This window comes from Mycobacterium bulgaricum, assembly GCF_041287165.2.
In the GTDB taxonomy this organism is placed as follows: domain Bacteria; phylum Actinomycetota; class Actinomycetes; order Mycobacteriales; family Mycobacteriaceae; genus Mycobacterium; species Mycobacterium bulgaricum.
This window is the reverse complement of the sequence record NZ_JBGGKV020000002.1, coordinates 574,170-598,297: the sequence shown is the minus strand read 5'-3', so window position 1 is coordinate 598,297 and position 24,128 is coordinate 574,170. Positions and strand designations below refer to the sequence as shown.

Genomic DNA, 24,128 nt, shown 5'->3' with positions numbered 1-24,128 from the left:
GACCAGGGCCGCTCTAGCGTTGAACGGGCACCCACTGCCCGAGCCGCGCGCTCTCCGCGATCGCCTCGCCGACGAGCACCTGCTCGAACCCGTCCTCGAACGTCGGATAGCCGTCGCGAGGGCCGCCGTCGACCGCTACATACACCGCACGGAACAGTGCCTTGAACGCGTCCGGATAGCCCTGCGCATGGCCTGCCGGGTAGTCACCGGCTGACCGCAGCTGAAGCTGGTTGGGCTCGTCGCGATGCCCGATCCACAGCTGCTCGGGGTTCTCGGTGTTCCACGCCAACGACTCAGAGGCGCCGCTGATCTCGAAGCTCAGATGGTTCTTGCGGCCTGGCGACACCTGCGACAGCGTCAGCACTCCGCGCGCCCCGCCGCCGAACCGCAGCAGCACACCAGCCACGTCTTCCGTCGACATCTCGACCGGCTCCGTCGGACCGGAAGACGCGGCGAACGTCTCCACCTCTCCCGTCGGCCGCCGCCGCGTCGGAAGGACCGTCGTCAGGTCGGCCATCACGGCCTCGACCCGCTGGCCCGTCACATAGCTCACGAGATCCAGCCAGTGCGAACCGATGTCGCCAACGGCACGCAACGGCCCGCCGACCGCGGGCTCGAGGCGCCAATTCCAGTCGGTGTCGTTCGACAGCCAGTCCTGGAGGTAGTTCCCGGTAATCAACCGGGCGTCCACTGATCGCGACGCCGCTTCCTGGCACAGCGGGTAGAACCGCGAGATGAAGCAGACCGCGTTGACGAGCCCGTATTCCGAAGCGGCCGCGCAGAGTTGATGCGCTTGCGACGACGACAGCGCTAACGGCTTCTCGCAGACGACGTGTTTACCGGCCTGCAACGCGGCGTGTGCCTGCTCGAAATGCAAGTTGTTCGGTGAGCAGACGTGCACGACGTCGACGTCGGCCAGCATCTCGTCGAAGCTGCCGTATGTCGGCGCGAAGTCCACGGCACGGGATCCGACCACGCCGCCGACCGCAATCCCGAGGCGGGCCAACGCTTCGGCGTGGGTGCGGGCCATGAAGCCCGTTCCGACGATGCCAGCTTTCATGACCGGAACAAGAACCTTTCCACCTTGCCGAGGCGCAGCACGATGGCGAATGCCAGTGCCACGACGGCGATGAAGAACGCGGACACCGCGCCGAGTGCGGGCGTGATCGCCCCGCGCAGACCGGAATACACGAACACCGGAAGCGTCTGGTTGTCGATGTTGGTCAGCACCTGGCTGACGACGAAGTCCGTCATGCTCAACACGAACACCACCAGCGCGCCGGTCACAATGCCGGGCGCCAGTAGCGGCAGACGAATGAATAGGAACTGCTCGACGGGATCGGCGCCCAGCGTCGCGGCGGCGGGGACGAGGTTGGGGTCGGTGTCCTCGATGGCGGCGAGCACCGTCCACAGCATGAACGGGAAGCACGTCACCGCGACGGCCACCGCAACGGCGGTCAGGCTGCCGCGCACGCCGAGCCAGCCGTACAGGTCGAAGTACGCGAACGCCGTCACGATCGTCGGCGACGACAACCCCAGCGAGAGCAGCACCGTGAAAAGTGTTCGGCTGTACCGGCCCACGTTGGGCAGCGCCAACGCGGCAGGCACGCCGCAGATGACGTTGATGAGCACGCTGATGCCCGCGACGTAGAGGCTGTTACCCAGCGCGGTCCACACGGCCGCGTTGCTGAACATGTCGGCGTACCAGTGCGTCGTGAAGCCCTGCGGCGGGAACGTCAACACTTCGCCGGACGACAGCGACGCCATCACCACGAGCACCGTCGGCGCCAGCAGGGGGATCAGAGCCAGACCGGTGACGACGGCGGCGACGCGGGCGCGCTTCACCGACGTCTCCGGGCGCGTCCGATGAGCAGGATCAGCGCGGTGCCGAGGCTGACGATGAGCAGCAGCAGGATGCCGATTGCGGCGCCCTGCGGCGGGTTGCCGAGGCCGAGGTAGCGGTCCTGCAGGAAGTTCGACACGAAGTTGTTCAGGCCGCGGCCGAGGATTGCAGGGTCGGCGAAAGCGGCCATCGTCAGCGCGAAGCAGGCGGCGTAGGCGGCGACGATCCCGACGCACAGCTGCGGCAGCGTGATCCGCAGGAACACGGTGAACGGCTTGGCGCCGAGAGTGGCTGCGGCGGCGCCGAGTTCGGGGTTGATGCGCAACACCGCGGGGAGGAGCACGACGACGGCGGCGGGCAGCAGGATCTGCACGATGCCGATCCCGATGCCCCACAGTCCGCCGACGAGGTGCGCGCCGGTGAGCCATTCGATGGGCCCTCCCGGCCCGATCGTCACGAGCAGGCCGAAGGTACGGGTGATATCGCCGGTGAGCATCGGGATGAACACCCCGATGAGCAAAGCGAGGCGCAGCCAGCGCAGCCGAATCCGGCTCAGCGTCAACGTGTACGGGATCGCGATGGCGATCGCGACCATCGGCACCAGCACCGCCATCACAAGCGACCGGATCAGGACGGTGTGGAACTGCGGGTCGGTGACGAGGTCGCTGTACTGCGTCAGGGACAGGTCGCCTTGGGTAGCGAGGAAGCTGTCGTAATCGTGGATGCTGCTCCACAACAGCACGCCGAGCCCGGCGACGAGCGACGCGGCGAGGATCAGCCCGGGGATCAGCGCCGCGACGCGGCCGAGCCGCGTGGGTACTGCCTTGCTGAACGCGGTGCGGACCACAATGAGGCCGTCGACGACTCGGAACAACGCAGGAGTGTCGGAGGTACGCCACTGCTCGGAAACGTTGCGGGAGTGCATCGGTCAGGCCTGCGTGACGATGGGGACGTCGTCGGCGTTCCAGGCGACGACGACCGCGTCGCCGACGTCGTGGGTGGCGCCGTTGCGGCCGGCCGGGATGTGGACGGCGGCAGTCGGGCCGCATTCGAGCCGCACCTGGTAGAAGGTGCCCTGGCCGTCGAACGCGGAGAACAGCACCTTGCCGGGTAGGCCGTTGTCATAGCAGTGCCGGTCGTCGGCGGGGACGAGGCGCAGGCGTTCGGGCCGCATGACGGCGGTCGCGCGTCCGAGGGGGACGGACGGTCCGACGGAGACATCGACGTTGTCGCAGCGCAGCGTGCCCGCGGTGTCGATGGACCCTTCGAGCAGCAGTGGGTCGCCGAGAAAGCCGGCGACGAAAGTCGTTGCGGGGAATGCATACAGCTCGGTGCCGCGGCCGCATTGGACGATGCGGCCGGCGTCCATGACGGCGATGCGGTCGCTGACCATCAGGGCTTCGCGCTGGTCGTGGGTCACGTTGACGATGGTGACGCCGAGTTCGCGGTGGATGCGGGTGAGTTCGAGCTGCATGGATTCGCGCAGGCGGCGGTCGAGCGCGGACAGCGGTTCATCGAGCAGCAGGATGCGCGGTTCGTAGACGAGGGCGCGGGCGAGGGCGACGCGCTGGCTCTGCCCGCCGGAGAGCTCGCTGACGGCCCGGTGCGCCAGATTGGGCAGCTGGACGAGATCCAGTGCCTCGCTGACGCGGCGGGCGATCTCCTTGCGGCCGACGCGGCGCATCCGCAGCGGGAAGCCGACGTTATCACCGACAGATAGGTGCGGGAACAGCGCCAGCGACTGGAAGACGACACCGAGTTCGCGGGTGTGCGCTGGACGGCCGGTCATGCAGGAGCCGCCGATGACGACGTCGCCGCGGTCGGCGTCGAGCAGCCCGGCGATGACGCGCAGCAGCGTCGACTTGCCCGAGCCCGACGGGCCGAGGAGAGTGAAGAACTCGCCGTCGCCGATCTCGACGGACACGTCGTCGAGCACGGTCATGTGGCCGTATGTCTTGACGACGTGCTCCACCCGGATGGCGGCGGTCGAGGTCATCACGTGCGTCCTAGCGGCCGATCGCGGCGTCGTACGCCTTCTGCCATGCTTCGTCATTCTTCGCCATCAGAGGGATGGGCGCCACGATCGCCTTGACGGCTTCCAGGTCTTCGGCGCTGCGCGGGAAAACGGCCTTGTTGTCGGCCATATAGGCGGGCACGGTGGCATCGGGGTTGACGGGGATCAGGCCGAGCTTGTCAGCCACCACGGACTGCACCTCGGGATCAAGCAGGAAATTCGCGAAAATCTGTGCATAGTAGGCGTTCTCGTCGGGAATGCCCTTATGGATGTAGTAAGCGTCGCCGACGACGTAGATGCCCTCGGTCGGCGCCACGAGCGCGACGGGGGCGCCGGCGTTCTGAGCTTGGATACCCGTGCCCGAGTTGCTGACCGCTATCTTCACCGAACCCGAGGACAGCGCGGTCACCAGGTCGGAGTTGGAGCCGAGCTGGGCAAGGTTGGGCTTGAGCTCGGAGATCTTCGACCAGACGGGGTCCATGCCGGCGGGCGGGTTGTCGTTGGGGTCGACGTCCATCGACTGTGCGAAGCCGAAGGCGGTCGACGAGTAGATGGTGTCGACGGCGAGGCTCTCGCGCAGTTCGGGTTTGAACAGGTCGTCCCATGTCTTCACGGTGACGGGGTCGATCTCGTCGGTGCGGACGATGAACGGCACGGTCAGCGTATAGGGGTTGAGATAGGCCCACGGTCCGTCGGTGTGGTCGGGCGGGGCCGCGGTCTCGGCGGTGACCTTCTCCAGGTTGGGGATGAGCTCGGGGCTGAGTGGAATCGTCCATCCGCGTGCGGCGTTGGTGTACGCGCGCTGCTGGGCATTGAAGGAGGCGTCGGCGCTGGGGCGCTGATTGGACTGCATCTCCTGGTTGAGCTTGGTATAGCTGACGGCTTCGTCGGTGGTGTCCCAGACGATCGGGATGCCGGTTTCCTCGGTGAACTTCGCGGCTGCGGTCTCCGCATAGACCTTTTCCTGGTCGCCGCTCCAGATGCGGATGACGAGGCGGTCGGGTTTGGTGGCCGGCTCCTCCGTCACGCCGGCGCTGGACGTACCGGACGACGAAGTACTCTCACTGGAGTTGCCGCAGGCCGAAACCCCGCCCATGGCAAGGACTCCGACGGCGGTGACTGCGAGGATGTGTTTGAGGCGACTCATGACCGGCTCCTGAGGGGTTAGTGGGGTAGCAGTTCAGAAGAGTCCAGCGGCATCATCGGCGCCAGATAGCGATATCCCAAAACCAGTGCGTTGGGTTCTTTTCCGAGCATTTCGACGATGTCGGCCTCACTGTCGATCTTGGACATCGCAGCCTTGGCGAACACCTCGTCCTCGTGCTCGATGTCGAGGTTGCCGGTGTAGCCGACGTCGGTCAGCGCGGTGATCACGCGGCGCCAGTCGATGACACCCCAACCGGGGGCGCGGAATCGCCACCAGCCGTTGCCGAATCCCTGCATCGGGCCGAAGGCGTTGCCGTAGAAGCCGAGGCGGCCACGCTTGCGCTCGTCGATGTCGATGTCCTTGGCGTGGAAGTGCACGATGCGGTCACCGAAGTCGTAGATCGCCTGGAGGTAGTCGATGCCGAGGAACACCAGATGTGACGGGTCGATCTCCAGACCGAGGGCGGGGGAGGGGACGGCCTCGAACATGGCCTGCCAGATCTCGGGGGAGAAGGCCAGGTTCTCGCCGGTGCGGTTCTTGTGGTGCAGCATCGGGCAGTTCTCGATGCCGATCTTGATACCGAGATCCTCTGCCTCTTTGGTGAATTCGGTGTAGAGCTCGGTGAAGGGTTCCATGCAGTCTTCGACGCTGAGGCCCGGGGTCATGCCGGCGAACGTGCAGACGGCGGGGACCTCCATGCGGGCGGCGAGTTGCATGACCTTGCGGAAGTAGCGCTTGTATTCGGTGGCTTCGGCATCGTCGGCGGCGAGGTAGTTGGGGTAGTAGCCCAGTGCAGAGATCTCGATGCCGCGGTTGTCGAGGTCGGTGCGAATCTCCTTGAGCCGCTCGTCGGTGACCTCGTCGGCGTTGAGCGACGACTGGGGCCAGGCGGACAGCTCCATCGAGGTGAACCCGGTGTCCTGGGCGAACTTAGCGATGTCGCCGCTGTAGTCGGTGTAGAAGCCGAGCCTCATTGCCATCCCTTAGAACGTTGGGGTCTTGCTGACGTTCTCGACGCTATGAGACCCTTCCGTCTGTGTCTAGAACAACTTGCGTCTATTCATGACGGAACTGGTGCGGTTGACGTCACTACAGCGCCGGGTTGTGGGGGAGCTGCTGACCCGGGGCCCGCTGGCGCGGGCGGCTCTGACGGAGCGGCTTGATGTATCGCGGTCACGGCTGTCGCCGGAGGTCGGCGGGCTCATCGCGAAAAAGGTTGTGCACGAGAAAGAATCGATGGAGTCGACGGGCGGCCGGCGCGCGACGCGGCTTGTTTTGGGCGATGCCGACTTCGGCGTGGTGGCCGGGGTGGACATCGACGTGGCTGGGGTGTCGTTGGTGCTGATGCATCTCGACGGGACCGTGGCGACGCGAAGGATGGTGAATTGTGCCGCGCCGTCGGATCCGGGATCGACGTTGAAGGCGATCGATGTGGCGTTGAAGAACGCGGTGGCTCGTGTGGGGTCGGTGTTGCGACTGATCGGGGTATCGATCGCGGCGGACATCGACAACGTGGGTCAGGTGTCGGAGCCGCCGCCGACAATGCCGGCGTGGGCGGGGGTCTCGATCGGAGGCCACTTCAGAGGGCGGTTCGGGGTGCCAGCGCATGTGGAGAACGACGTGAATGTGTTGGCGGTGTCGGAGCGGGCGCGGGGCGGGCCGGCGTCGGGGCTGCGGAACTACGCCGTGGTGAAGGTCTCGAGCGGGGTGGGCTGCGGGCTGGTGGTGAACGGTTCTTTGGTGCGCGGGAGCGACGGGTACGCGGGAGATATCGGGCACGTGTGCATCGACCCGGCGAGTGACGCGGTATGCGCGTGCGGGAACACGGGATGCCTGGAGGCGTCGGTGTCAGCGCCGGCGTTGGTGCGCGAGGCGGAGGCGCTGGCGTCGTCGGGGACATCGCCGGCGTTGGCGGAGTTGCGTTCGGCGGGGCCGCTGTCGATGCAGACGATCGGGCAGGCGGCCGAATTGGAAGATCCCTCCGCGACGGCGCTGTTGCGTTCCGCAGGAAGGGATGTGGGGTACGCGATCGCGGGATTGGTGACGATCCTGAACCCCGCGGCGGTGTTCATCTCGACGGGGATTCGGGGCGCGGAGAATGTCGTGTTATCCGCAGTGAGACAGCGGGTGTACGAGCATGCGCGGCCGGCGGCGACGAAGGGGCTGGTGATCGGGACGTGCCGGACGGGGCGAGAGGACGGGGCTGTGGGCGCGGCGGAGTTTGCGTGTCATGCGATGGTGACGTGCTGACGCCCGGATTGCAATGATGGTGTGGTTGGGGATTAATCACGGCCGTCAGAGCTGTCCCGGCGGTGACGCGTTGCCAACTTCGGCCCATCAGCGCGTGAACCGGTCCTAGCGGACGTCAGGCCGGCGGACAGTACGTCATATACGCGAGGACGACGAAGTCGGCCGCGCTCTCGTAATCGAGGTCCGGGTTGTTGCTAAGAACAATGCCGACAATGCGCGAGTGCGGGGTACCGAAATCGAGGTGGCGGCACACGGCGTACGCCTCACGGAACGTGGCATACGGATTCGACGACGTGATGCCGACCTGGTTAAGCCGGCTTAAGAACGCACCATCCTGGGGTGCGGCGGCTGCCGGAGCGGCTGCACCGATCGCGAACGCCCCGCAGGCAATTCCTAGCAGGCCGAGGTACTTCATGCCGTTGTCCTTGCGTTCGTCAGCGGCCGCCCGCAGAGGATCGACCGGTTCGTGGATCAATAGTGGGGCCGCCGGCCAGGTTGAGGGAATCGGGAATTCCCCTCGATTTGGGCAAGCGAAGCGACGTCTGTGTGACGGTTGGTTCCAGAGTTGCGAGTGGTGATTCTCTTCGCAAACAACTAGGGGAATCCCCGATTCCCTTTGTCCGGGGGCTGTCGAATCATTGCTGGAATGAAGTCCTGCATCCGATGTGCGCGGTGCGGATCGGCGAGTGCCGCGCAAGTGCGAGGTCTGCGATGAGTGGACAATTTGATGGTGCATCGCCCGCGGTGTACTGCCCGTACGGGCACATCAACGCCTGGAACTATAAGTTCTGCGGAGAGTGTGGAGCACCGATCGGTGTGGTGGCCTTCCCGGAAGACGCCGACGTTGCCGAGGCCGACCGGCCTAAGCGGCGACCCGGCCTGTTGATTGGCGGCGTGGTCGCCGCGTGTGCAGCAGTCGTGGGAGTTGTGGCACTGGTCGGAGTGCTCATCGGCGGGACCTCGCAGGACGAGGCGGACGTGCCACGGCCGGACCCGTTCACCACCGCAACGCTGGACCCGGCATTAATGGTGCCCGAGTGCACGACCGCACCCGCGGTGCAGGCTGAGTCGGTCGACATGACACCCGACGGGCTGACGGTGAGTGCCGCGTTCATGTCCCAATGCCCTGGCGGCAACACCGAAGCCGGCTCAGGAGTACGTATCACTGTTGCTGAGGGCCAGCGTGACATTGCAGCAGGACTGTTCGACTTCTCCGCCGCGCCGGTGACGATGAAGCCTGGACAAACGGCACGTCGGACATTGGTGTTCCCTGCGGGGATGTACTGGCGCACGACCGCGATGTTCTCTGGCGCTCCGCAACTGGTGTTCCACCCCGGCGAGCGGCCGCAAGCGACGGCCGTGTCCTCTGCGGCTGGATCGGATCGTCTAGTGGCACGCGAGGTGGCCAAGCCCGAGCACGGCAGTGTCGACGGTGTCGCTGAGGCGGTGCTGCGTGAGATCCGAGATGCGGACTACGCGTACGTGTCGGGGTCGATCGCCAATCGTTGGGTGCCGCAGATCAGTTCGAAGAAGGCGGGACTGGAAGTCGACGGCAAGACGTTGACGAGCGCTGACGTGCTGCGGGACCATCTTGCGCTGCGTGCCAGGTACGACGGCGTGCGTCTGGTGTCGTCGGGTCAGTGGACGACGTTCAATGCGTCCGATTGGTGGATCACTGTCGTTGGTGTGCCGAATCTGGCACCGGCAGAAGCCAACGGGTGGTGCGACTCTCAGGGCTTGGGCGTCGACGACTGCTTCGCCAAGTTCGTCAGTTCCCTCTTCGGTGTCGAAGGCACCACGGTGTACAGGAAGTAGGCAGCGGTGAGCTTCTGTGTGTTCTGTGGTGGTGGTCTGACGGATGCGATGCGGTGCACCGGGTGTGGCGCGGTCAATGTGAACGGGACGTGGCACGAGTCGGCGTACGGAGCGCCCGGTGGAGTTGTCAGCGCGGCTGGCGCGGGCTGGATGCCGGATCCAACGGGCCGGCATGAGGGCCGCTACTTCGTGGGAGGGCAACCCACCGATCTGATTCGCGATGGCGGCGTGGAGGCACTCGACCCACTGGGTAAGCAACAACTCGAACAAGCTGGGGTCGAACCGGTTTCGGTTGAGAGCGCCCGTCGCGGCCGTCGTGTGTGGGTTGCGGTGGCGGCCGCGGTGGCGGTGCTCGCGTTGGTCGGTGGCGGGATCGGCGCTTACATGTACCTGAATCGCGACCGCACGACGGTCGACGACCGGTATCTGACGGCGTTGAAGCAGTCGGGGTTCTCGGCGGAGTTCAACTCTGATGCGAATGCCGTCGCGCACGGCAAGCAGGTGTGCCGGCAATTGGAAGGCGGGGGAGCGCAGCAGGGCATGCCAGCGGATGAGGTTGCGGTGCAGTACTTTTGCCCGCAGTTCGTCGAAGGCTTCCACGTGTTAGAGACGGCGACGATCTCCGGGAGCTTCACGCTCAACGACGAAGATCCGAATCCGTATTCGCCGGCGATCGAGGTCGACGGGACATCCTGCGTCGGTGCGAGTGGCTACTCGGATGTAAATCCGGGGACGCCGGTGACGGTGAAGAATGGCACGGGCGAAATTCTCACGACGACCTACCTGGAAGAGGGAAAGGGTGGCCGGTACATGTGTACGTTCGGATTCACGTTCGACGTCACCGAAGGCCAGGACCGCTACGTCGTGGCAGTGGGGAAGCGAGGCGAGCTCAGCTACTCGTTCGACGAGCTGCAGGCTGGTGGTGTGGCGTTGGTGCTGGGGTGAGGGGCGCGTTGGTTGACCTCCGCTCTCCCTTCCGTCGCGAATCGCTCCGAACGGCGGTAGTAGTCCGGGGCTCTCGCCTGAGAAATCAGACCAGACCGTTCATTGTGTTGATATCCGAAGCGGTTATTTCGGTCGCTGGGGCGTCAGCCTCCCCCACCGGAGGGTAAAGACCGGTCTCGGCAACGGAAGACGACCAACACACAGATGTAGGCTCGCGCATCCCACTAGCCTGAGATCGTGTTGGCTATTCCGACCCTGAAGTTCAGCTACGGAAATCTGCTCCTCGCTCGGCTCCGCGAGCTTGACTCGGCGACCATCGAGGAGCTTCTCGGAGACGAGCCAGCACAACGGTTCAAATCCGATGGCCCATTTGAGAATCCTGAGCGGCGGGCACGCGACTGTCTTCGGTACGCGCGCATGCTCGGCATGGTGTCGGAATCCGACCGTCGGTGGACACTTACTGATGCTGGTGACGAATACGCCGAGTGTGTCGATCTTGCGAATCCCTGGATTGTTAATCAGACCCAGGCTGGCATTCTTCGTCGCCAGCTGTCCAGCGGAAGTGCTGACCTGGCCGACCAAGTTCGAATTGCTCTGCAGGTTGTGGAGGAATTGACGCCGGACTGGTCGAATGACGACCTAGGGCGCACGCTCGCTGGGCGTGCAGGGTCAGACCAGTGGCAGGCGGAACGGACCTTCGAATCGCAGGGGGCTCGATACAGAGAACTGCTCATCGAGAGTGGGCTTGTTGATAGGAGAGGTGACTTGACCGAGGCAGGGGCGTCGTTTTCGGGACGAAGGCCCGCGGTCTGGTGGGTAAATCAAGGCGCGACCTATACGAAAGAGCGCGACGGTGGGTTTCTCTGGGCGCCGATGCTCAACAGGGCCGGCCGCCCGCAGTACCACTGGGACTCAATGGATGAAGTTCGCGAAGGTGATGTTGTACTCCATTACAGCAATGGTTCACTCCGAGCCGCAAGCCATGTAAGCGCAAGAGCAAGACCTGCGCCAAATCCACTGGATGACCAAGCGTGGGAAGTCGAGGGGCGGCTGGTGGCGACAAAGTATAGAGAGCTGAATGAGCCTGTAGCGTTGGGAGCTATCGATGAAAGTGCCCGAATCAGGCATGGTTCCCCCTTCACAGTCAGCGGATCCGTCCAGCAGGTCTATCTCGTTGGGCTTCGGGATGATTTCGTCAGTGAGCTTGCCCAACGATTCCCAGAACTCGCGACGCACTTGCCTGAGATTTCGGCCATCGCACCTTCACCCGAAGTACCGACGGAGGCGGCGACACCGTCCGAACTCTTCCGAGACTTCGCTGACGCGGTTGATGCCTCAGGACTTCAATTCCCGGCGGGCTCACAACTCATTCGATCTTTCGTCAGCAGCCTGCTGGCCAAACCCTTCGCGATCCTTACCGGTCTCGCTGGTTCAGGAAAGACCCAGCTCGCGATGAGACTCGGCGAGTGGTTCGGCACCGATGAACATGGACGCCATCGCCACGTCGTGGTCCCGGTTCGGCCTGACTGGACGGGGCCGGAATTTATCTTCGGTTACGAAGATGCGCTGCGGACATCATCATCCGGAGCTCCAGTGTGGTTCGTGCCGGAGGCCTTTGAGTTCGTCCTTCGCGCAGCAAATGATCCTGCGCATCCCTACTTGCTGATTCTCGACGAGATGAACCTGGCTCACGTCGAGCGATACTTCTCAGACTTCTTGTCAGGCGTCGAGTCGCGGCGCCCCGTGCTGCCCGACTTGGTCTTCGACAGAGAATCGCGGCAATGGGTCCTGCGGGACGTCGAGGCACAACGACTACCGTTGCCTAGGAACCTGTTTGTTGTCGGAACGGTCAACGTAGATGAGACGACTTACATGTTCTCGCCGAAGGTTCTAGATAGAGCCTCAACCTTCGAGTTTCGAATAACTGCTGAAGAACTCGACGCGGAGCTTCGACGTCCCGTAGCCGCCCAGGCTGGGGAAGATCGCAAGGTACGGGCATTTGCCTCGTTAGCGGAAGTAGACGATTGGCAGCGAGAGTATCCGCATCCCTCCCGCGATGAGATCGTTTCGGTACTTCGCGAGGTGCACCGGATATTGGCGAGCGCCAACCAGGAATTCGGGCACCGTGCGTTGTACGAGATCCTTCGGTTCTGTGCGTTCTATGCGGCGACGGGAGATACCGATGCCAATACAGCACTCGATTTGGCGATGATGCAGAAGGTTCTGCCGAAAGTCCACGGGTCACGCAGACGGGTTGAACCGATTCTGAATGAATTGGAGACGCTTGCAGCCGGCGCCGGCACCATCCCGCGGTTGCCCCTGACGCACAGCAAGGTTGTTCGCATGACCGAGTCGGTGCGGGCGAATCAATTTGTCAGTTTCGCCGAGTAGTCATGTATCGGGAACCGTTGCGACTCAAGCTGTGTGATCACGACGGCAAGGAGGTTGGCGAGCTAGTGGTGGCCAATCTTCCAGGGCGACAGGACATCATGCCGTCGCCGCGCGGAGGCTCGGCCCTTCGTGAGGCAGCGACATATCGATACGAAATCTTCGCTGATGCACTGCGTGTCGACGTCGAGCCTCGCGAGCTTTTTGATGTCGATGACGACAGCTGCAAGCGAGGCCGGTTGCTTTCACGTCAGAACGTTGGCTGCCTTCGGATTAGAGTCGCTGACCTCGAAAAGGGCCTGACCGGCACGACTGAAGTCGACGTCTTAGCAGTCAAATTAGACCACGAGACTGAGTATCGCCAGATGCTCACGGATATCTCTGCTTTCGCTGCTGAGGCGGTGTTGCAGGGCTTTGCCCCCAGTTTGGTCGCCCTTGCGCCAAGTGAGCTTCCTACTGATCTGCTTTATCTCCGATTCGCGATGATCGCCTCTTACCTTCAGGATCCGGCGTTCGAGGCCGCCATCGCTCGGATTCTATCCCAGCCGCACCGTATTTGGATTTCGGAGCAAGAGGTACGACCGCTTGGATCGCCGTTCCCGGCGGGGGCCGCATTTGGTCGTGCAGTATGTGCGTCGGGTCGACGAGTGCCTTGGGCGGGCAGTTCGGCTGTGCTCGCATCGTTACCTGCTGCTCTCATCCGGGATCGAGCCGAATCGAGTGTGGACAGCGCGGCGAACCGCTTCATCAAGTTTGCGTTGGAACGTTGGCGGGCCGTCGCGCTGGAACTGCAGGACGTGCTAGCTCGTGCTTCGCAGAGCGTTGAATCCGGGCCACTACGTCGTGGACAGCAAGTCGCTTCCGAAGTTGGTGCGCTGCTTGACGAATATCTGGCGCACCCGGTTTTCAAGGAAGTCAGCTCGCTCCGGCAGATGCCCACCTCTGATCAAGTTCTCCTGAAACGCGCGGGCTATCGCGAGGTGTTCCGGACATTCGCGATGACGGAAGTCGGGCCCACAGTTCACATAGATCGTGCAGGCATCACCGATGTCTTTGCAGCTTCGCAACGAAACGTCGCAACACTCTACGAGCTGTGGTGTTTCTTGGCGCTGGTGGATTCGCTCGGGCGGGTGTGCGGGGAGGACCGAACGGCACGTGCGTTCACCGCCTCCGGTGATGGTATGTCGTTGACGATGTCGTCGGGCTACGCGTCGGAGCTGCAATGGTCAATTCAACGAGGCGGCCGCCCGCTTCATGTCGAGGCCTTCTTCAATCGATCCTTCTCCGGATTCGACGAGCGGAAAGGGTCGTGGAGTGAAGCGATGCGCCCTGATTGCTCAGTGCGATTACGGCCAGAAGGCAGCATTCCTTCGCGAGTTCCCCCGCAGGAACTCGAGGTCTGGTTGCACTTTGATGCCAAGTACCGAGTAGACAATCTGCTCAGTCAACCGACGGCACGATCTGGTTCGGCTGAGTCTCCCGAGGAATTGATGTCTTCCGGTAGCGCAAAGAGGGACGACCTGCTCAAGATGCACGCGTATCGAGATGCGATTGTGCGAACAGCGGGAGCGTATGTGCTGTACCCCGGTTCGGAAATCAAAGACATTCGCCGGCATCCTGGGTTCAAGGAAGTCTTGCCCGGCCTGGGCGCATTTCCGCTCAGGCCAACCAGTGGCGGACTTCCGTCTTCATCACAAGCTCTCGACCAATTCCTGAGCGATGTGCTCGACCATGTCGCGAGTCAAGTCACACGTCACGAGAGGGCTCGATTTTGGAGCGCGACGGTGAATCGGCCTGGTGAGCCGTCGTTCTCGTCAGAACTGACAACTGATTTCCTCGACGGGCCTCCTGCCGACACGGATGTGCTGCTCGGTTTTGTCCGAAGTCCAGAACACCGCCAGTGGATAGAACAGATGCGCCAGTACAACATTCGCGCGGGAGATCGTAGTGGGGCGGTCGAGATTGGCGGGCGGGAGCTCGGTGCCGGAGTGCTTCTCCTATACGAGAACGAGAGCGATTCATTGCACGTGACGCATGCGGCGAAGGTGTCACGCTGGCGACCGGCGACAGCAGCAGAACTGAAGGCGACTGGCTATCCGGATCCGCAAGGAGACATCTATTTCGTCGCCGATCTTGACTTCGTCGAACACCTACCTGCCTGGGCACACCTAATCGATGTCGGGATTTTGACCGCCCACGACCGTCCGGGCGCGCCGGTCGTAAGAACGTGGTGGGACGTGGTTCGGGCAGCGTCGCCCGACCAGGGAGACCATACGGGGTGTTAGCAACTGAGGCTCGGGTGACTAGCGAAAGGCGCAGAGGAGCGAAGGTCATCAAGCGCACTCGCAAATAGTTAGATTCGTAAATTGGCTTTTGCGCGCCTTGTTCTTTGATATTGGTTACCGTGTGCTGCATGGGTAATCGACTAGCAATCTTGGCAATAGCGTGCGCTTCAACAGCCCTCGCAGCACCTATAGCGAATGCAGATGCCACTCCCGGCAACCTGGTAAAGCAGGCACCTGCGCTGCCCAGAGTTCAAGAGCAGACCTCGTCGTGTGACCCCAATTACTCGGGCTGCGTGCCGGTAGACAGTGACGTCGACTGCGCGGGTGGTAGCGGCAACGGCCCGTCCTACGTGCAGGGGCCGGTGCAGGTGCTCGGAGATGACATATACGACCTTGATCGTGACGGGAACGGCATCGCCTGCGAGTCGTAGCTCTCTATTGCCCCCGACACACCCGCCAGGCGACGTACGGTAACTGGAACGAGCGGGCGCTTGCCAAGAGCTTCGCTTCTGAGACCTGCCCGAGCTTCTTTCTTAGGACCTCGATCAGTGCGACTACATCGCCTCCCGCCAACTTCGCGCGGACCGACGAGAACTCTGGCACTGAGCGCGACTGAAATGGCGATGAGGGCTGCCAGCGGAAGCGGTTAGGTCCTCGTCGCGCATTGCGGCCACCAGCTTCCAGGGTGAATGGGAAGTTCAGCTTCGCATGGGTCAAGACCCGCATAGGAGTTATCGAGAACGACTGGTGCCCAGTCCGTCATTCCTATCGGCGATTGCATCGGGGCCCAGCCGATCCGCTACTCACTCACCCGGATGAGCACCTTGCCGGTCACTCCGCTCTCGACTGCGTCGTGCGCCGCCGCAGTCTGCCCGAGCGGAAAGTAGTGCACGGGAAGCCCGTTGGCTTCGCCGACCTCCATCGCCCCGTCGCGGACCGCAGCGGCTACGTCGTCGCGGCCGTTCGCCAGCGCGACCTCGCCGACGGTGTACAGCACGAGGAACTGGTAGCGGGCGTTCACCCACATGTTCGCGATGATGTCGAGTTCCACACTGGCGCCACCGTCGTTGGCGTAGATCGAGATCGTCGCCCGGTTCGACAGCACGGCCGCGTCGAGCGCGGCGTTCGGCCCTGGGGCGACCTCGACCACGATGTCGACCCCGTCTGGCGCGACCTCGCGGATGGCCGCGGCAGTGTCACCGGTCTTGTAGTTCACGATGTGGTGGGCGCCCGCCGAGGCCGCCAGCGCCTCTTTCTCCGGAGTGCTGACCGTGGTGATGACGCGCGCACCGGCCCACCGGGCCAGCTGTATGGCGGCGTGGCCGACCGCCCCGGCGCCGCCCGCAACGAGTACCGTCGCGCCGGCGAGCGTTCCGGGCGCCAGCCGTGACGGCCAGCCCTCAGCCACCGTGAGCGCGCGGTGTGCGGTGATCGCCGGCACCCCGAGACTCGCCCCCACGTCGAATCCGACGGCATCGGGCAGCGGGACCACCGACGCGACAGGCAGAACGACGTACTCCTGGGCCGTACCGTCCGGACCCTGGTGCTGGGCCATGAACACCCAGACTCGGTCACCCACCGCGAAGTCGGTGACACCGTCACCGACCGCGTCCACCACTCCGGCGCCGTCATGGTGAGGCACCACCTCGGGGAACTCCAGCTGCTGACCCGGTCCGGCGCCCTTCCGGTGCTTCCAATCGGTGGGGTTGACACCGGAAAGCACGATGCGCACCCGTACCTGCCCGGCGTCGGGGTCGGGGATCTCATGGTCGTGCAGTCGGAGAACCGAGCTGTCGCCCGTGCGGGAGTAGGTGATTGCCTTCATGGGACGCACAACGCGGGGCGCGGCGAAACATGTTCCCCTGCCCTACGGCACCACGAGCTCACTGTCCCGCAGATCGGTGATCAGCATGTGGCCCGGCGCGTGACCGATGGCCAGCGGTGGGCGGGACTGCATGACCGCGGCCTGCGGGGTAACCCCGCACGCCCAGAACACCGGGATCTCCCCGGGGCGGATGCTCACCGGGTCCCCGTAGTCCGGCGCGGACAGATCGGCGATGCCCAACCCCGCGGGATCGCCAACATGCACCGGGGCGCCGTGCACCGACGGGTAGCGGGACGTGATGCGCACGGCGTCGGCCACCTGCTCCGGCGGCAGGGGCCGCATCGACACCACCAGCGGGCCGCTGATCCGCCCCGCCGAGCGGCACGGCCGGTCGGTCCGGTACATCGGCACGTTGACGTCCTCTTCGATGTGGCGCAGGGAAATGCCCGAATCCAGCAGTGCCGCTTCAAAACTGAAGCTGCAACCAATCAGGAACGCGACCAGATCGTCGGTCCAGTACTCCGTGGCGTCGGTCGTTTCGGTGACGGGTTCGCCGTCGACATAGATGCGGTAGGCCGGAATGTCGGTCCGGATGTCGCCGTCGACTAACAGCGGACCCGCGTATTGGCCCGCTTCGAGCACGTCGAGGACCGGGCACGGCTTTGGGTTGCGCTGCGCGAAGAGCATCAGATCGAACGCGTAGTCGCGAGGCACCGCAATCAGATTCGCCTGCGCATATCCGGCCGACCAGCCGGCGGTCGGGGTCACGAGACCGTCACGAAAACGCCGTCGCCCCTCCGCAGGAGAGGTCATGCTCTCGTCGGGACTCATTGCAGTGTTCGGTTTCCCATGCTGGTCGGTCAGCTCCACAGAGCGGACAGGCCGCTCAACGAGTTCCAGCCCAGGTACAGCGTCAGCAACCACACAACCAGGCCGACGACCTTGAGCCACATCGGATAGCGGTAACCACCCAGCAGATCGCGGCGCACCCAGGCCACCCACAACACCACGGTGAACCCGATCGGCAGGATGAGGCCGTTGAAGGCGCCGGCGAACACCAGCAGCGTCACCGGTGCGGCGCCGAGGATGACGAACAGGACGGCGCTGAGGGCGATGAATCCGACCGTCAGGATGTTCTGCCTGCGGCGCGGGGTGGTCGACTTGGTCAGGAACGACACCGACGTGTACGCGGCGCCGATCACCGACGTGATGGACGCCGCCCATAGGATGACGCCGAAGATGATTCCGCCGGCGGCGCCGAGGGCGTATTCGAACGCCGACGCGGTGGGGTTGTCGCTGGCGAGGCTGACCCCGCCGGCGGTCACGCCGAGGATGGCCAGGAACAGCAGCGCGCGCATGATGCCGGTGACGATGATGGCGTACATCGACCCGGTCGTGATGCGGCCGACGTTCTGTGGCCCGGTGATGCCGGTGTCGAGGAGGCGATGGGCGCCGGCGTAGGTGATGTAGCCGCCCACGGTTCCGCCGACGATCGTGGTGATCGCCAGAAAGCTGATCTGCTCGGGCAGCACGGTGTTACGCAGTGCCTCCCCCAGCGGGGGACGCGACACGATTGCGGTGTAGGCGGTCATCGCGATCATCGCGACGCCCAGAACCACGACGATCCGGTCGAGGGCGATGCCGGCCCGCTTGCTCAGGAAGATCGCAATCGCGATGAGCGCGGAGACCGCGCCGCCGATGCGGGGGTCGAGTCCGAACATCGCGTCGGTGCCCAATCCCGCGCCGCTGGTGTTGCCGATGTTGAAGACCAGCCCGCCCACGACCACCAGCGCGGCGAGGGCGTAGCCGATGCCGGGGAGGACCTTGTTGCCGAGTTCGTGGGCGCGGATCCCCGCCACCCCGATCGCCCGCCACACATTCATCTGCACCGCGAAATCGATGACGATCGACGCGAGGATTGCGAAGGCGAACGCCGCGCCGAGTTCGACCGTGAATTCCGTGGTCTGGGTGATGAAGCCCGGGCCGACCGCACTGGTCGCCATCAAGAACATCGCGCCGAGCAGCGCGGTCTTGGCGGGTTCCGAGGGTTTCGGAGCAGTGTCGACGGACGGGTTCAATGGTTGTCCTTCGGGAGTGGCCATGTGTCGAATCCTCACCGTGGCTGTTACCGGTCTTTCCCGCTTGTGGCGTCCTGCCGATCCGCCACATCGCGGCCGGCTGTTCCGTCCCGGTGCCCGGTTACCCGAGGAGCCGATCGCCGAATCGTTCGGCATCTCTCTTCGCGAGGCGCTGTGCCCACTACTCGTCGAGGTGTAACGCACCGGCGCACAGTGGTCACCAATCTGCCGAGGCGGTGCGCCGAAAGTGGCAGACTGCCCATGCTCACACCGAAGGAGATCGCGCATGGGAAGCCCCGACATCACCAGCCCCGCGGAGATACGCGGCGCGTTGGAGCACTGCTTCGACACCTACGAAGCACTCTGCGCTGACCTCAGCGATGACGAATGGCAGACGCAGTCACTGTGCCCGGACTGGACGGTCCGCGGTGTCGTCGACCACGTCGCCAGCATCGAGGCCGCCATGACGGGCTGGCTCCCCGACGACGACACCACGCCGCCGTCGTTCGAACGCGCAGGAGAGTTCCTCGCCGACTCCTCGCCCTACCTCGACAAGGTTCGGGGCGTGTTCGACGCGCGGCGTCGCGACCTGGCAGCCCTGACCGATGACGACTTCCGCCGGCCCTCCTGGACGCCCGTCGGTCCCGGAACCTACGGCGGCTTCCTGGCGATCCGCGTCTTCGACTTCTGGGTCCACGAGCGCGACATCACCACGCCTCTCGGGCGGACGGCGGACGATTCGGGTGTCGGCGCGGAGCTGTCGTTGGCGCAGATCGAAAACTCGATCGGCTACATCGTTGGGAAGAAGATCGGGGTTCCCGACGGCAAGAGCATCACCTTTGATTTAACCGGGCCGCTCACCCGCCAACTGCACGTCGCCGTCAACGGGCGAGCCGCCAAGGTCGACCACCTCGCCGACCCCGACGTCGTGGTGACCACCGATTCGACGACGTTCATCCAACTCGCCTGCGGGCGCATCGATCCGCAGGAACAAATCGATGCGGGGAAGATCAGCTGGACCGGCGACGACGAACTCGGCGACCGTGCCGCCCGCAACCTGAGGTTCACGATGTGACGAATCCCCCTGTGGCCGTTGATTTTCACTTCGACGTCATGTGCCCGTACGCCTACCAGACGTCGCGGTGGATTCGCACGGTGCGCGACCATAACGGCCTTCAGGTGAATTGGCGCTTCTTCAGCCTCGAGGAGATCAACCACCAGGAGGGCAAGAAGCACCCTTGGGAGCGGGAGTGGTCCTACGGCTGGTCGATGATGCGCATCGGCGCGCTGCTGCGCCGGCAGTCGATGGCCGCCGTCGACGCGTGGTACGAACGGGCGGCGCGGGCGTTGCACGTCGACGGACACAAACCGCACGAAAAGGCTGTCGCGCGACACCTTCTCGACGAACTGGGCTTCGATCCGGAGCTGGTCGACCAGGCGATCGCCGACCCGACCACCAGCGACGAGGTCATGGACGATCACAACCGCGTCGTCGATGCCGGCGGTTACGGCGTGCCCACGCTGTTCTTCCCCGACGGGCAGTGCCTGTTCGGCCCGGTGCTCATCGACCCGCCGACCGGTGACGCGGACTGCGACTGTGGGATGCCGTCATCGCGTGGACGGAGTTCCCGCACCTCTACGAGCTGCAGCGACCGAAGACCGCCTCCGACAAGCAGGCGATCGCCGAGACGTTCCGCTCATATTTTGAGGCCAGGGACTGGGTTTCGATCAATCGCGGCAAGGTCGTCGGCTTCGACGACCTCCGGTGAGGCGCGGGTAGTTGCCTGCCGACACCGTGTCAGATGCGCTGGTTGTTCTTACTCCACGTCGCCAACGCGCCGCCGGGTGTGCAGACGGTCAGCGCGCCATTCGGGCCTGACACGTTCCACGCCTCGTAGGCGTCGTCAGGCTCCACCTGCAAGCGTGTTCCGTCGCTGAAACGAACACGGAGCGCGCCGGCGGGATCCACCGTCGCTTCGTCGATGGTTGATCCCACCAGCTCACGAATCGGCTGGAGTTCCTCGTCTGGGTCTTCCTCGGCGAACAGAGTCCTTGCACCAGTCGCGCGTTCGATCCTCATCCGCGACTGGATCACTATGAAGCAGCCCCCAGAAAGCTCGAAGACGACGGAGTTTTCGATCAGGACCGATTGCACCCGTCGGCCGTTCAGTTCGAGATCTACCGGTGCCACGCCTACACCTTAAGGTCGATCCGCGGTGGTGAACTCTGGATCCGTACCATGCCCCAATCACCCTCTACCGCATAGAGGTTGCCCTCTACCGTGAGCGAGTCGATGTTTCCCAAATCCATCGCGCCGGTCGCGTCGGTGAAGCGACACGCCGACCTGTTCACCCACTCGACGTGTCCAACATCGGGAAAGACAAGGCTCGCAGCCGTGTAGCAGTAGTGCTCGCCCGGTAGAGGGGAATGGTAGGCGGGGTGCTCTGGAGTCAAGACTGCATCAAGGTTGAAGACCAATCGATCCCGGCATTCGATGATCTCCAGTACGTAGCTGTCTTCCAGATAGACGCCGGCGAGGCTGGGCAGAGCTGTGTAGTCGATCATGGGCTCAGGTTCCGATCCCGCCCGTTTCTGTCACGACGTCGATCTCATCGGGCCTCGGCCATCGGGTTGGGGGTTTCGCGCCGATCCAGGCGTATTCCAACCCCGACACGCGGCCATCGGTAATCCAGACGATGAGCCGTGATACGTCGCGCTACTCGACACGAACGAGCGTGCGGGAATCGGCCCGTTCGGTAACGGAGAACCCTGTCGGGTGTCTGGGACCGTCACGTGGAGAACCCACTCTGCTGAATGCGACACCATTGCGCGGTCGAGCTGGTCTAGGAGAACGCGGGCGCCGCGAATTGCGGCTCGGGACAGGATGGTTCGGATGACGGCTTTCTCGTCTGCGGAGATCGGCCGCCATACTGCCCGCCCTGTCACGGCCATTCCGCAATGCGAGCGCGATTGAACGCGGCCATCAACGAGCTGACGGTTCGTCCGTACTCGTTTGGTTCCCACTCTTCGTCGAGATTGTTCGTGAGCTCGTCACTCAGTGCCGCCATAATCAGCTCCGCATCTGACGCCGACACGGTGTCCAATCGTCGAACGCGTTCGTGTAAAGCGGGGTCACGGCGGCTCAGAACATCATTGAGAAGATCGCACGCGTTGGCGTCGAGAAAGTGAAAGCTGCTTCTCATCGGACTCCTCCTCTAGATCCGCTAGGTAGGCCAACCCAGGCGTTCCCGCAGACGACGCACGGAGGCGCTACGCGTATCCGAGGTCTCTGAGTGCCTGCCGAGCACGACTGGCGCACTCGTGCAGTTGTTCATCGTCGAGATCATCGGGCGCGTCGCGAAGGTGGGGGTACTCGACGTAGGCGTCAGCGTCCTCGAACAACTCTTGAAGTATTGGGAAGACCGGGTCGCCCAATATTCGGGGTTCGGACTTAATCGCTTCGAGAAAAGACAACTGAAACTCCGGGGCGGCGATCGAACCGTCAAGGAATCGGTCGATCAGTTCGATGTGCGATGTGATATCGGGAAGTCGATCATTCCTGAGCGTCATCGGAGGGATCCTCGCTGAAGTAAGTTGTTTATCTGTTCAGGTGCCAGGCGCCAGCCGCTGACGAATTCGCCCGACGGCTTCTGGATGACCGCCAAGCCTGAGTTTGGATTGTAATTAATGATCGCTGAGTCGCCTCTATACGTGCCGTTGATGTGGACTGTCGCGGGGTCATCAACGTGAGATCGAACTGCTCGTTCGAAGCTCTCAAAGCCAGCCTTGCCTCGCGATTCTGTTACTCCAAAATCTTTGGCGTGGTGGAACTTCTTCTCGACCTGCGATCGAGGCGTCGTCAAGGGTGTCTCGTCGACAAGCTTTACGCCCGGCCCGACAGGAGGTTTCTCCTCGGGCTTGTTCTTCCGTCCCAGATTTTTGATCCGCTGGAGCTTGGTACGAACCCCGACGATGTCTTGAGCGCGCTTGACACCCGTGCTGATGTTCTTCGAAATCTTCCAAGCCGCAACAGCATCGGCGATGATGCGCGCGAATCGCGTCACCGAATGCGCGGCCTTGGCCGTCGCCGCGACCGCGCCCGCGCCGAACGACACAAACGACGCCGCAACGCCCACCGCCGCGGTGATCGCAAGTTCGACCGCCAAGTCTTCGAGAATGCCTTCGAGCTGCGTGCGCAGGTCATCTAGCGCAGAGCGGTAGTCCCGGCATGACTGCGCCAACTCCGCGCACGCGTCCAACACCGACGACGTCGCACTCTGCAGTTCCTCAAGATCGCGCACGATGTACTCGACCTCAGGCGACTTGGTGTCACTGAACGCACGAGCATCGACACCGAGTCCCTCTGCAACCGTTGTCGTTTGATACACCGTGGCGAGGCGATCCCACGCATCCCCAGCCTTGGACACCTTGTCGGTGTCACCATCGGGCACCGGGACACCGACCTGCGCCATCAATCCGACGTTGTCGAGAAGCCCGGACCCCGGGCCGCCCGCAGACGGGGGAGTGGACAGCACACCCGCCGTACTCGCAGGCTCCGGTGGTATGGCAGGCGCAGGGCCTCGATTGCCTGGTGTCGCATTGTGTTCCGCGATCGCGTGGTTGTGGCCCGCTTGGATGACGACCCCGCCGTAGTTTTCCATTGCCTTGGTGAGATCGTTGACAGCGCACAGGATTTCAGCTGCGCGCAGATCGTATGACGCCGCCCAGGCGGTTCCCGCTTCGTCCGTCCCTGCCATCGATCCGGTTTCACCGAGCAGGGTGACGTTGACGCTGAAGGCGTCGTAGAGCTTGCCCGCCTTCTCGTACAGGCCTTTCCCGACCGCGTAGAACGTGTCGGGATCGACGTCCTGCTCAGTCACCTCAGCATGTCCACGTTGAGTTGTGCGGCGTCGGTGTAGTTGCGGTGCGCGTTGTGTGCGGCAGCGCGAAGCTGTGCGAGCGCGTCACGCATCTGTGTGGCTGCGTCCATCCAGTCCTGGTGGCGGGTCCGATGCGCGTCTGCGGCATCACCCGACCACGTGTTGTGCAGCGCTGCGACCTGTTCATCCACGCGGGTTGCGCTGGCTTCGGCGCGTGACTCGAAGGCCTGTAGGCGGTCGACGAAGGCGAGAAGCTCCGCAAGTTCAACCCGGTACCGCATCAGAGCTGACGTTCGATCGCGACCGAGGAGATCACGGACGCCGATTGAGCATCTTGATCGGCGTACTCGCCGGCGGTGACTGCGAGCTTGTGTGCTAGCTCTTCGAGGGTGTCGACGAGCATGGTTGCGCCTTCGAGCCACTGCTCCCACAGGGGCGCATACGCTGACGACGCCGTTCCTGACCACCCTCGCGCCAGGTTGTCCCAGTCTCGTTTTAAGCCCACAAGCTGGTCATGAAGTTCGACGGCCTCGTTGCTCACCGAGCGCGAGATGTCGAACGCGACGTCAAGATCTGCTCTCAGGGGTTGCATAGCTTCCTCGTGCGGTCGGTCACCGAGTCGCTTCCAGCCTAAAAGCCTTTGCGAGGGGGTCTTGTC

General features: G+C 63.8%; 25 protein-coding genes and 1 pseudogene. 9 read left to right on the top strand and 17 right to left on the bottom strand.

The genetic code is table 11. From position 1 onward, the window contains the following. Window positions 1-13: 13 nt before the first annotated feature. From ACAG24_RS09440 to ACAG24_RS09415, 6 genes are read right to left on the bottom strand one after another with little or no spacing between them, the layout of a single operon-like run. Window positions 14-1,060, bottom strand: coding sequence for a Gfo/Idh/MocA family protein (locus tag ACAG24_RS09440; protein ID WP_370472093.1), 1,047 nt, complete (start codon window positions 1,058-1,060; stop codon window positions 14-16). After that, window positions 1,057-1,845 carry an ABC transporter permease gene (locus tag ACAG24_RS09435; RefSeq protein ID WP_370472094.1) on the bottom strand — a complete coding sequence of 263 codons (789 nt, stop codon included), beginning with the start codon at window positions 1,843-1,845 and terminating at the stop codon, window positions 1,057-1,059. The genes ACAG24_RS09440 and ACAG24_RS09435 overlap by 4 nt, the downstream gene beginning before the upstream one ends. After that, window positions 1,842-2,768, bottom strand: a complete 927-nt coding sequence (locus tag ACAG24_RS09430) for an ABC transporter permease (protein WP_370472095.1) — start codon at window positions 2,766-2,768, stop codon at window positions 1,842-1,844. The genes ACAG24_RS09435 and ACAG24_RS09430 overlap by 4 nt, the downstream gene beginning before the upstream one ends. 3 nt (window positions 2,769-2,771) lie before the next feature. Continuing rightward, complete coding sequence (locus ACAG24_RS09425) at window positions 2,772-3,839, bottom strand: ABC transporter ATP-binding protein (protein WP_370472096.1); 1,068 nt, start codon at window positions 3,837-3,839, stop codon at window positions 2,772-2,774. Between the two features lie 10 nt (window positions 3,840-3,849). Further along, window positions 3,850-5,004 (bottom strand): ABC transporter substrate-binding protein, encoded by a 1,155-nt coding sequence (locus ACAG24_RS09420; RefSeq protein WP_370472097.1) that lies wholly within the window; start codon window positions 5,002-5,004, stop codon window positions 3,850-3,852. A gap of 17 nt (window positions 5,005-5,021) precedes the next feature. Beyond that, window positions 5,022-5,984: a sugar phosphate isomerase/epimerase family protein gene (locus ACAG24_RS09415; protein WP_370472098.1), complete on the bottom strand. Its 963-nt coding sequence runs from the start codon at window positions 5,982-5,984 to the stop codon at window positions 5,022-5,024. A gap of 82 nt (window positions 5,985-6,066) precedes the next feature. On the opposite strand from ACAG24_RS09415, the gene ACAG24_RS09410 reads away from it, so the two are divergent. Next, on the top strand, window positions 6,067-7,254 hold the full coding sequence (locus ACAG24_RS09410) for an ROK family protein (RefSeq protein WP_370472099.1): 1,188 nt from the start codon (window positions 6,067-6,069) through the stop codon (window positions 7,252-7,254). 115 nt (window positions 7,255-7,369) lie between these two features. On the opposite strand, the gene ACAG24_RS09405 is transcribed toward ACAG24_RS09410, so the two are convergent. After that, a complete protein-coding gene (locus ACAG24_RS09405; protein ID WP_370472100.1) occupies window positions 7,370-7,669 on the bottom strand; it encodes a DUF732 domain-containing protein in 300 nt (99 codons plus the stop codon). 296 nt (window positions 7,670-7,965) lie between these two features. On the opposite strand from ACAG24_RS09405, the gene ACAG24_RS09400 reads away from it, so the two are divergent. The 5 genes from ACAG24_RS09400 (at window position 7,966) to ACAG24_RS09380 (ending at window position 15,118) form a co-directional block, all read left to right on the top strand. After that, window positions 7,966-9,069, top strand: coding sequence for a hypothetical protein (locus ACAG24_RS09400; RefSeq protein WP_370472101.1), 1,104 nt, complete (start codon window positions 7,966-7,968; stop codon window positions 9,067-9,069). A 6-nt stretch (window positions 9,070-9,075) separates the two neighbouring features. Beyond that, on the top strand, window positions 9,076-10,014 hold the full coding sequence (locus tag ACAG24_RS09395; protein ID WP_370472102.1) for a DUF732 domain-containing protein: 939 nt from the start codon (window positions 9,076-9,078) through the stop codon (window positions 10,012-10,014). 237 nt (window positions 10,015-10,251) lie between these two features. Then, complete coding sequence (locus tag ACAG24_RS09390; RefSeq protein WP_370472103.1) at window positions 10,252-12,405, top strand: McrB family protein; 2,154 nt, start codon at window positions 10,252-10,254, stop codon at window positions 12,403-12,405. A gap of 17 nt (window positions 12,406-12,422) precedes the next feature. Continuing rightward, entirely contained in the window at window positions 12,423-14,687 is a 2,265-nt protein-coding gene (locus ACAG24_RS09385; protein ID WP_370472104.1) for a DUF2357 domain-containing protein, read from the top strand. A 293-nt stretch (window positions 14,688-14,980) separates the two neighbouring features. Continuing rightward, on the top strand, window positions 14,981-15,118 hold the full coding sequence (locus tag ACAG24_RS09380) for a hypothetical protein (protein WP_370472105.1): 138 nt from the start codon (window positions 14,981-14,983) through the stop codon (window positions 15,116-15,118). Between the two features lie 368 nt (window positions 15,119-15,486). Here ACAG24_RS09380 and ACAG24_RS09375 read toward each other — a convergent pair whose 3' ends face one another. Genes ACAG24_RS09375 through ACAG24_RS09365 form a run of 3 tightly spaced genes read right to left on the bottom strand, consistent with a single transcriptional unit; the run spans window position 15,487 to window position 18,614 of the window. Then, window positions 15,487-16,512 carry an NADPH:quinone reductase gene (locus tag ACAG24_RS09375; protein ID WP_370472106.1) on the bottom strand — a complete coding sequence of 342 codons (1,026 nt, stop codon included), beginning with the start codon at window positions 16,510-16,512 and terminating at the stop codon, window positions 15,487-15,489. 42 nt (window positions 16,513-16,554) lie between these two features. After that, entirely contained in the window at window positions 16,555-17,343 is a 789-nt protein-coding gene (locus ACAG24_RS09370; RefSeq protein WP_370472107.1) for a putative hydro-lyase, read from the bottom strand. A gap of 29 nt (window positions 17,344-17,372) precedes the next feature. Continuing rightward, window positions 17,373-18,614 (bottom strand): NRAMP family divalent metal transporter, encoded by a 1,242-nt coding sequence (locus tag ACAG24_RS09365; protein WP_370472108.1) that lies wholly within the window; start codon window positions 18,612-18,614, stop codon window positions 17,373-17,375. A gap of 16 nt (window positions 18,615-18,630) precedes the next feature. Here ACAG24_RS09365 and ACAG24_RS09360 point away from each other — a divergent pair, with 16 nt between their 5' ends. The 3 genes and pseudogenes from ACAG24_RS09360 (at window position 18,631) to ACAG24_RS09350 (ending at window position 20,359) form a co-directional block, all read left to right on the top strand. Continuing rightward, on the top strand, window positions 18,631-18,789 hold the full coding sequence (locus tag ACAG24_RS09360) for a hypothetical protein (RefSeq protein WP_370472109.1): 159 nt from the start codon (window positions 18,631-18,633) through the stop codon (window positions 18,787-18,789). Window positions 18,790-18,876: 87 nt separating this feature from the next. Then, entirely contained in the window at window positions 18,877-19,665 is a 789-nt protein-coding gene (locus ACAG24_RS09355) for a maleylpyruvate isomerase family mycothiol-dependent enzyme (RefSeq protein ID WP_370472110.1), read from the top strand. A 38-nt stretch (window positions 19,666-19,703) separates the two neighbouring features. Next, window positions 19,704-20,359 (top strand): annotated as a pseudogene (locus tag ACAG24_RS09350) (mycothiol-dependent nitroreductase Rv2466c family protein). A gap of 29 nt (window positions 20,360-20,388) precedes the next feature. Here the strand turns inward: ACAG24_RS09350 and ACAG24_RS09345 are convergent. From ACAG24_RS09345 to ACAG24_RS09315, 7 genes are all read right to left on the bottom strand, one after another. Further along, entirely contained in the window at window positions 20,389-20,781 is a 393-nt protein-coding gene (locus tag ACAG24_RS09345) for a DUF6188 family protein (RefSeq protein WP_370472111.1), read from the bottom strand. 2 nt (window positions 20,782-20,783) lie between these two features. Further along, complete coding sequence (locus tag ACAG24_RS09340; RefSeq protein ID WP_370472112.1) at window positions 20,784-21,155, bottom strand: hypothetical protein; 372 nt, start codon at window positions 21,153-21,155, stop codon at window positions 20,784-20,786. Between the two features lie 377 nt (window positions 21,156-21,532). Continuing rightward, the gene (locus tag ACAG24_RS09335) at window positions 21,533-21,793 is read right to left on the bottom strand and encodes a hypothetical protein (RefSeq protein ID WP_370472113.1); all 261 of its coding nucleotides are present in this window, start codon (window positions 21,791-21,793) and stop codon (window positions 21,533-21,535) included. A 67-nt stretch (window positions 21,794-21,860) separates the two neighbouring features. Beyond that, window positions 21,861-22,160, bottom strand: a complete 300-nt coding sequence (locus tag ACAG24_RS09330; protein ID WP_370472114.1) for a colicin immunity domain-containing protein — start codon at window positions 22,158-22,160, stop codon at window positions 21,861-21,863. After that, a complete protein-coding gene (locus tag ACAG24_RS09325) occupies window positions 22,157-23,470 on the bottom strand; it encodes a colicin D domain-containing protein (RefSeq protein WP_370472115.1) in 1,314 nt (437 codons plus the stop codon). Before ACAG24_RS09325 ends, ACAG24_RS09330 begins: the two co-directional genes overlap by 4 nt. Continuing rightward, a complete protein-coding gene (locus tag ACAG24_RS09320; RefSeq protein WP_370472116.1) occupies window positions 23,467-23,751 on the bottom strand; it encodes a WXG100 family type VII secretion target in 285 nt (94 codons plus the stop codon). The genes ACAG24_RS09325 and ACAG24_RS09320 overlap by 4 nt, the downstream gene beginning before the upstream one ends. Continuing rightward, complete coding sequence (locus tag ACAG24_RS09315) at window positions 23,751-24,062, bottom strand: WXG100 family type VII secretion target (protein WP_370472117.1); 312 nt, start codon at window positions 24,060-24,062, stop codon at window positions 23,751-23,753. The genes ACAG24_RS09320 and ACAG24_RS09315 overlap by 1 nt, the downstream gene beginning before the upstream one ends. Window positions 24,063-24,128: the final 66 nt, after the last annotated feature.

What these genes read in the sequence shown, in the direction of transcription:
- ACAG24_RS09440 (WP_370472093.1), bottom strand. Translation starts at nt 1,060, where the DNA reads ATGAAAGCTGGCATCGTCGGAACGGGCTTCATGGCCCGCACCCACGCC.
- ACAG24_RS09430 (WP_370472095.1), bottom strand. Translation starts at nt 2,768, where the DNA reads ATGCACTCCCGCAACGTTTCCGAGCAGTGGCGTACCTCCGACACTCCT.
- ACAG24_RS09425 (WP_370472096.1), bottom strand. Translation starts at nt 3,839, where the DNA reads ATGACCTCGACCGCCGCCATCCGGGTGGAGCACGTCGTCAAGACATAC.
- ACAG24_RS09420 (WP_370472097.1), bottom strand. Translation starts at nt 5,004, where the DNA reads ATGAGTCGCCTCAAACACATCCTCGCAGTCACCGCCGTCGGAGTCCTT.
- ACAG24_RS09415 (WP_370472098.1), bottom strand. Translation starts at nt 5,984, where the DNA reads ATGGCAATGAGGCTCGGCTTCTACACCGACTACAGCGGCGACATCGCT.
- ACAG24_RS09410 (WP_370472099.1), top strand. Translation starts at nt 6,067, where the DNA reads ATGACGGAACTGGTGCGGTTGACGTCACTACAGCGCCGGGTTGTGGGG.
- ACAG24_RS09405 (WP_370472100.1), bottom strand. Translation starts at nt 7,669, where the DNA reads ATGAAGTACCTCGGCCTGCTAGGAATTGCCTGCGGGGCGTTCGCGATC.
- ACAG24_RS09400 (WP_370472101.1), top strand. Translation starts at nt 7,966, where the DNA reads ATGAGTGGACAATTTGATGGTGCATCGCCCGCGGTGTACTGCCCGTAC.
- ACAG24_RS09375 (WP_370472106.1), bottom strand. Translation starts at nt 16,512, where the DNA reads ATGAAGGCAATCACCTACTCCCGCACGGGCGACAGCTCGGTTCTCCGA.
- ACAG24_RS09370 (WP_370472107.1), bottom strand. Translation starts at nt 17,343, where the DNA reads ATGAGTCCCGACGAGAGCATGACCTCTCCTGCGGAGGGGCGACGGCGT.
- ACAG24_RS09365 (WP_370472108.1), bottom strand. Translation starts at nt 18,614, where the DNA reads ATGGCCACTCCCGAAGGACAACCATTGAACCCGTCCGTCGACACTGCT.
- ACAG24_RS09355 (WP_370472110.1), top strand. Translation starts at nt 18,877, where the DNA reads ATGGGAAGCCCCGACATCACCAGCCCCGCGGAGATACGCGGCGCGTTG.
- ACAG24_RS09340 (WP_370472112.1), bottom strand. Translation starts at nt 21,155, where the DNA reads ATGATCGACTACACAGCTCTGCCCAGCCTCGCCGGCGTCTATCTGGAA.
- ACAG24_RS09335 (WP_370472113.1), bottom strand. Translation starts at nt 21,793, where the DNA reads ATGAGAAGCAGCTTTCACTTTCTCGACGCCAACGCGTGCGATCTTCTC.
- ACAG24_RS09330 (WP_370472114.1), bottom strand. Translation starts at nt 22,160, where the DNA reads ATGACGCTCAGGAATGATCGACTTCCCGATATCACATCGCACATCGAA.
- ACAG24_RS09320 (WP_370472116.1), bottom strand. Translation starts at nt 23,751, where the DNA reads ATGCGGTACCGGGTTGAACTTGCGGAGCTTCTCGCCTTCGTCGACCGC.
- ACAG24_RS09315 (WP_370472117.1), bottom strand. Translation starts at nt 24,062, where the DNA reads ATGCAACCCCTGAGAGCAGATCTTGACGTCGCGTTCGACATCTCGCGC.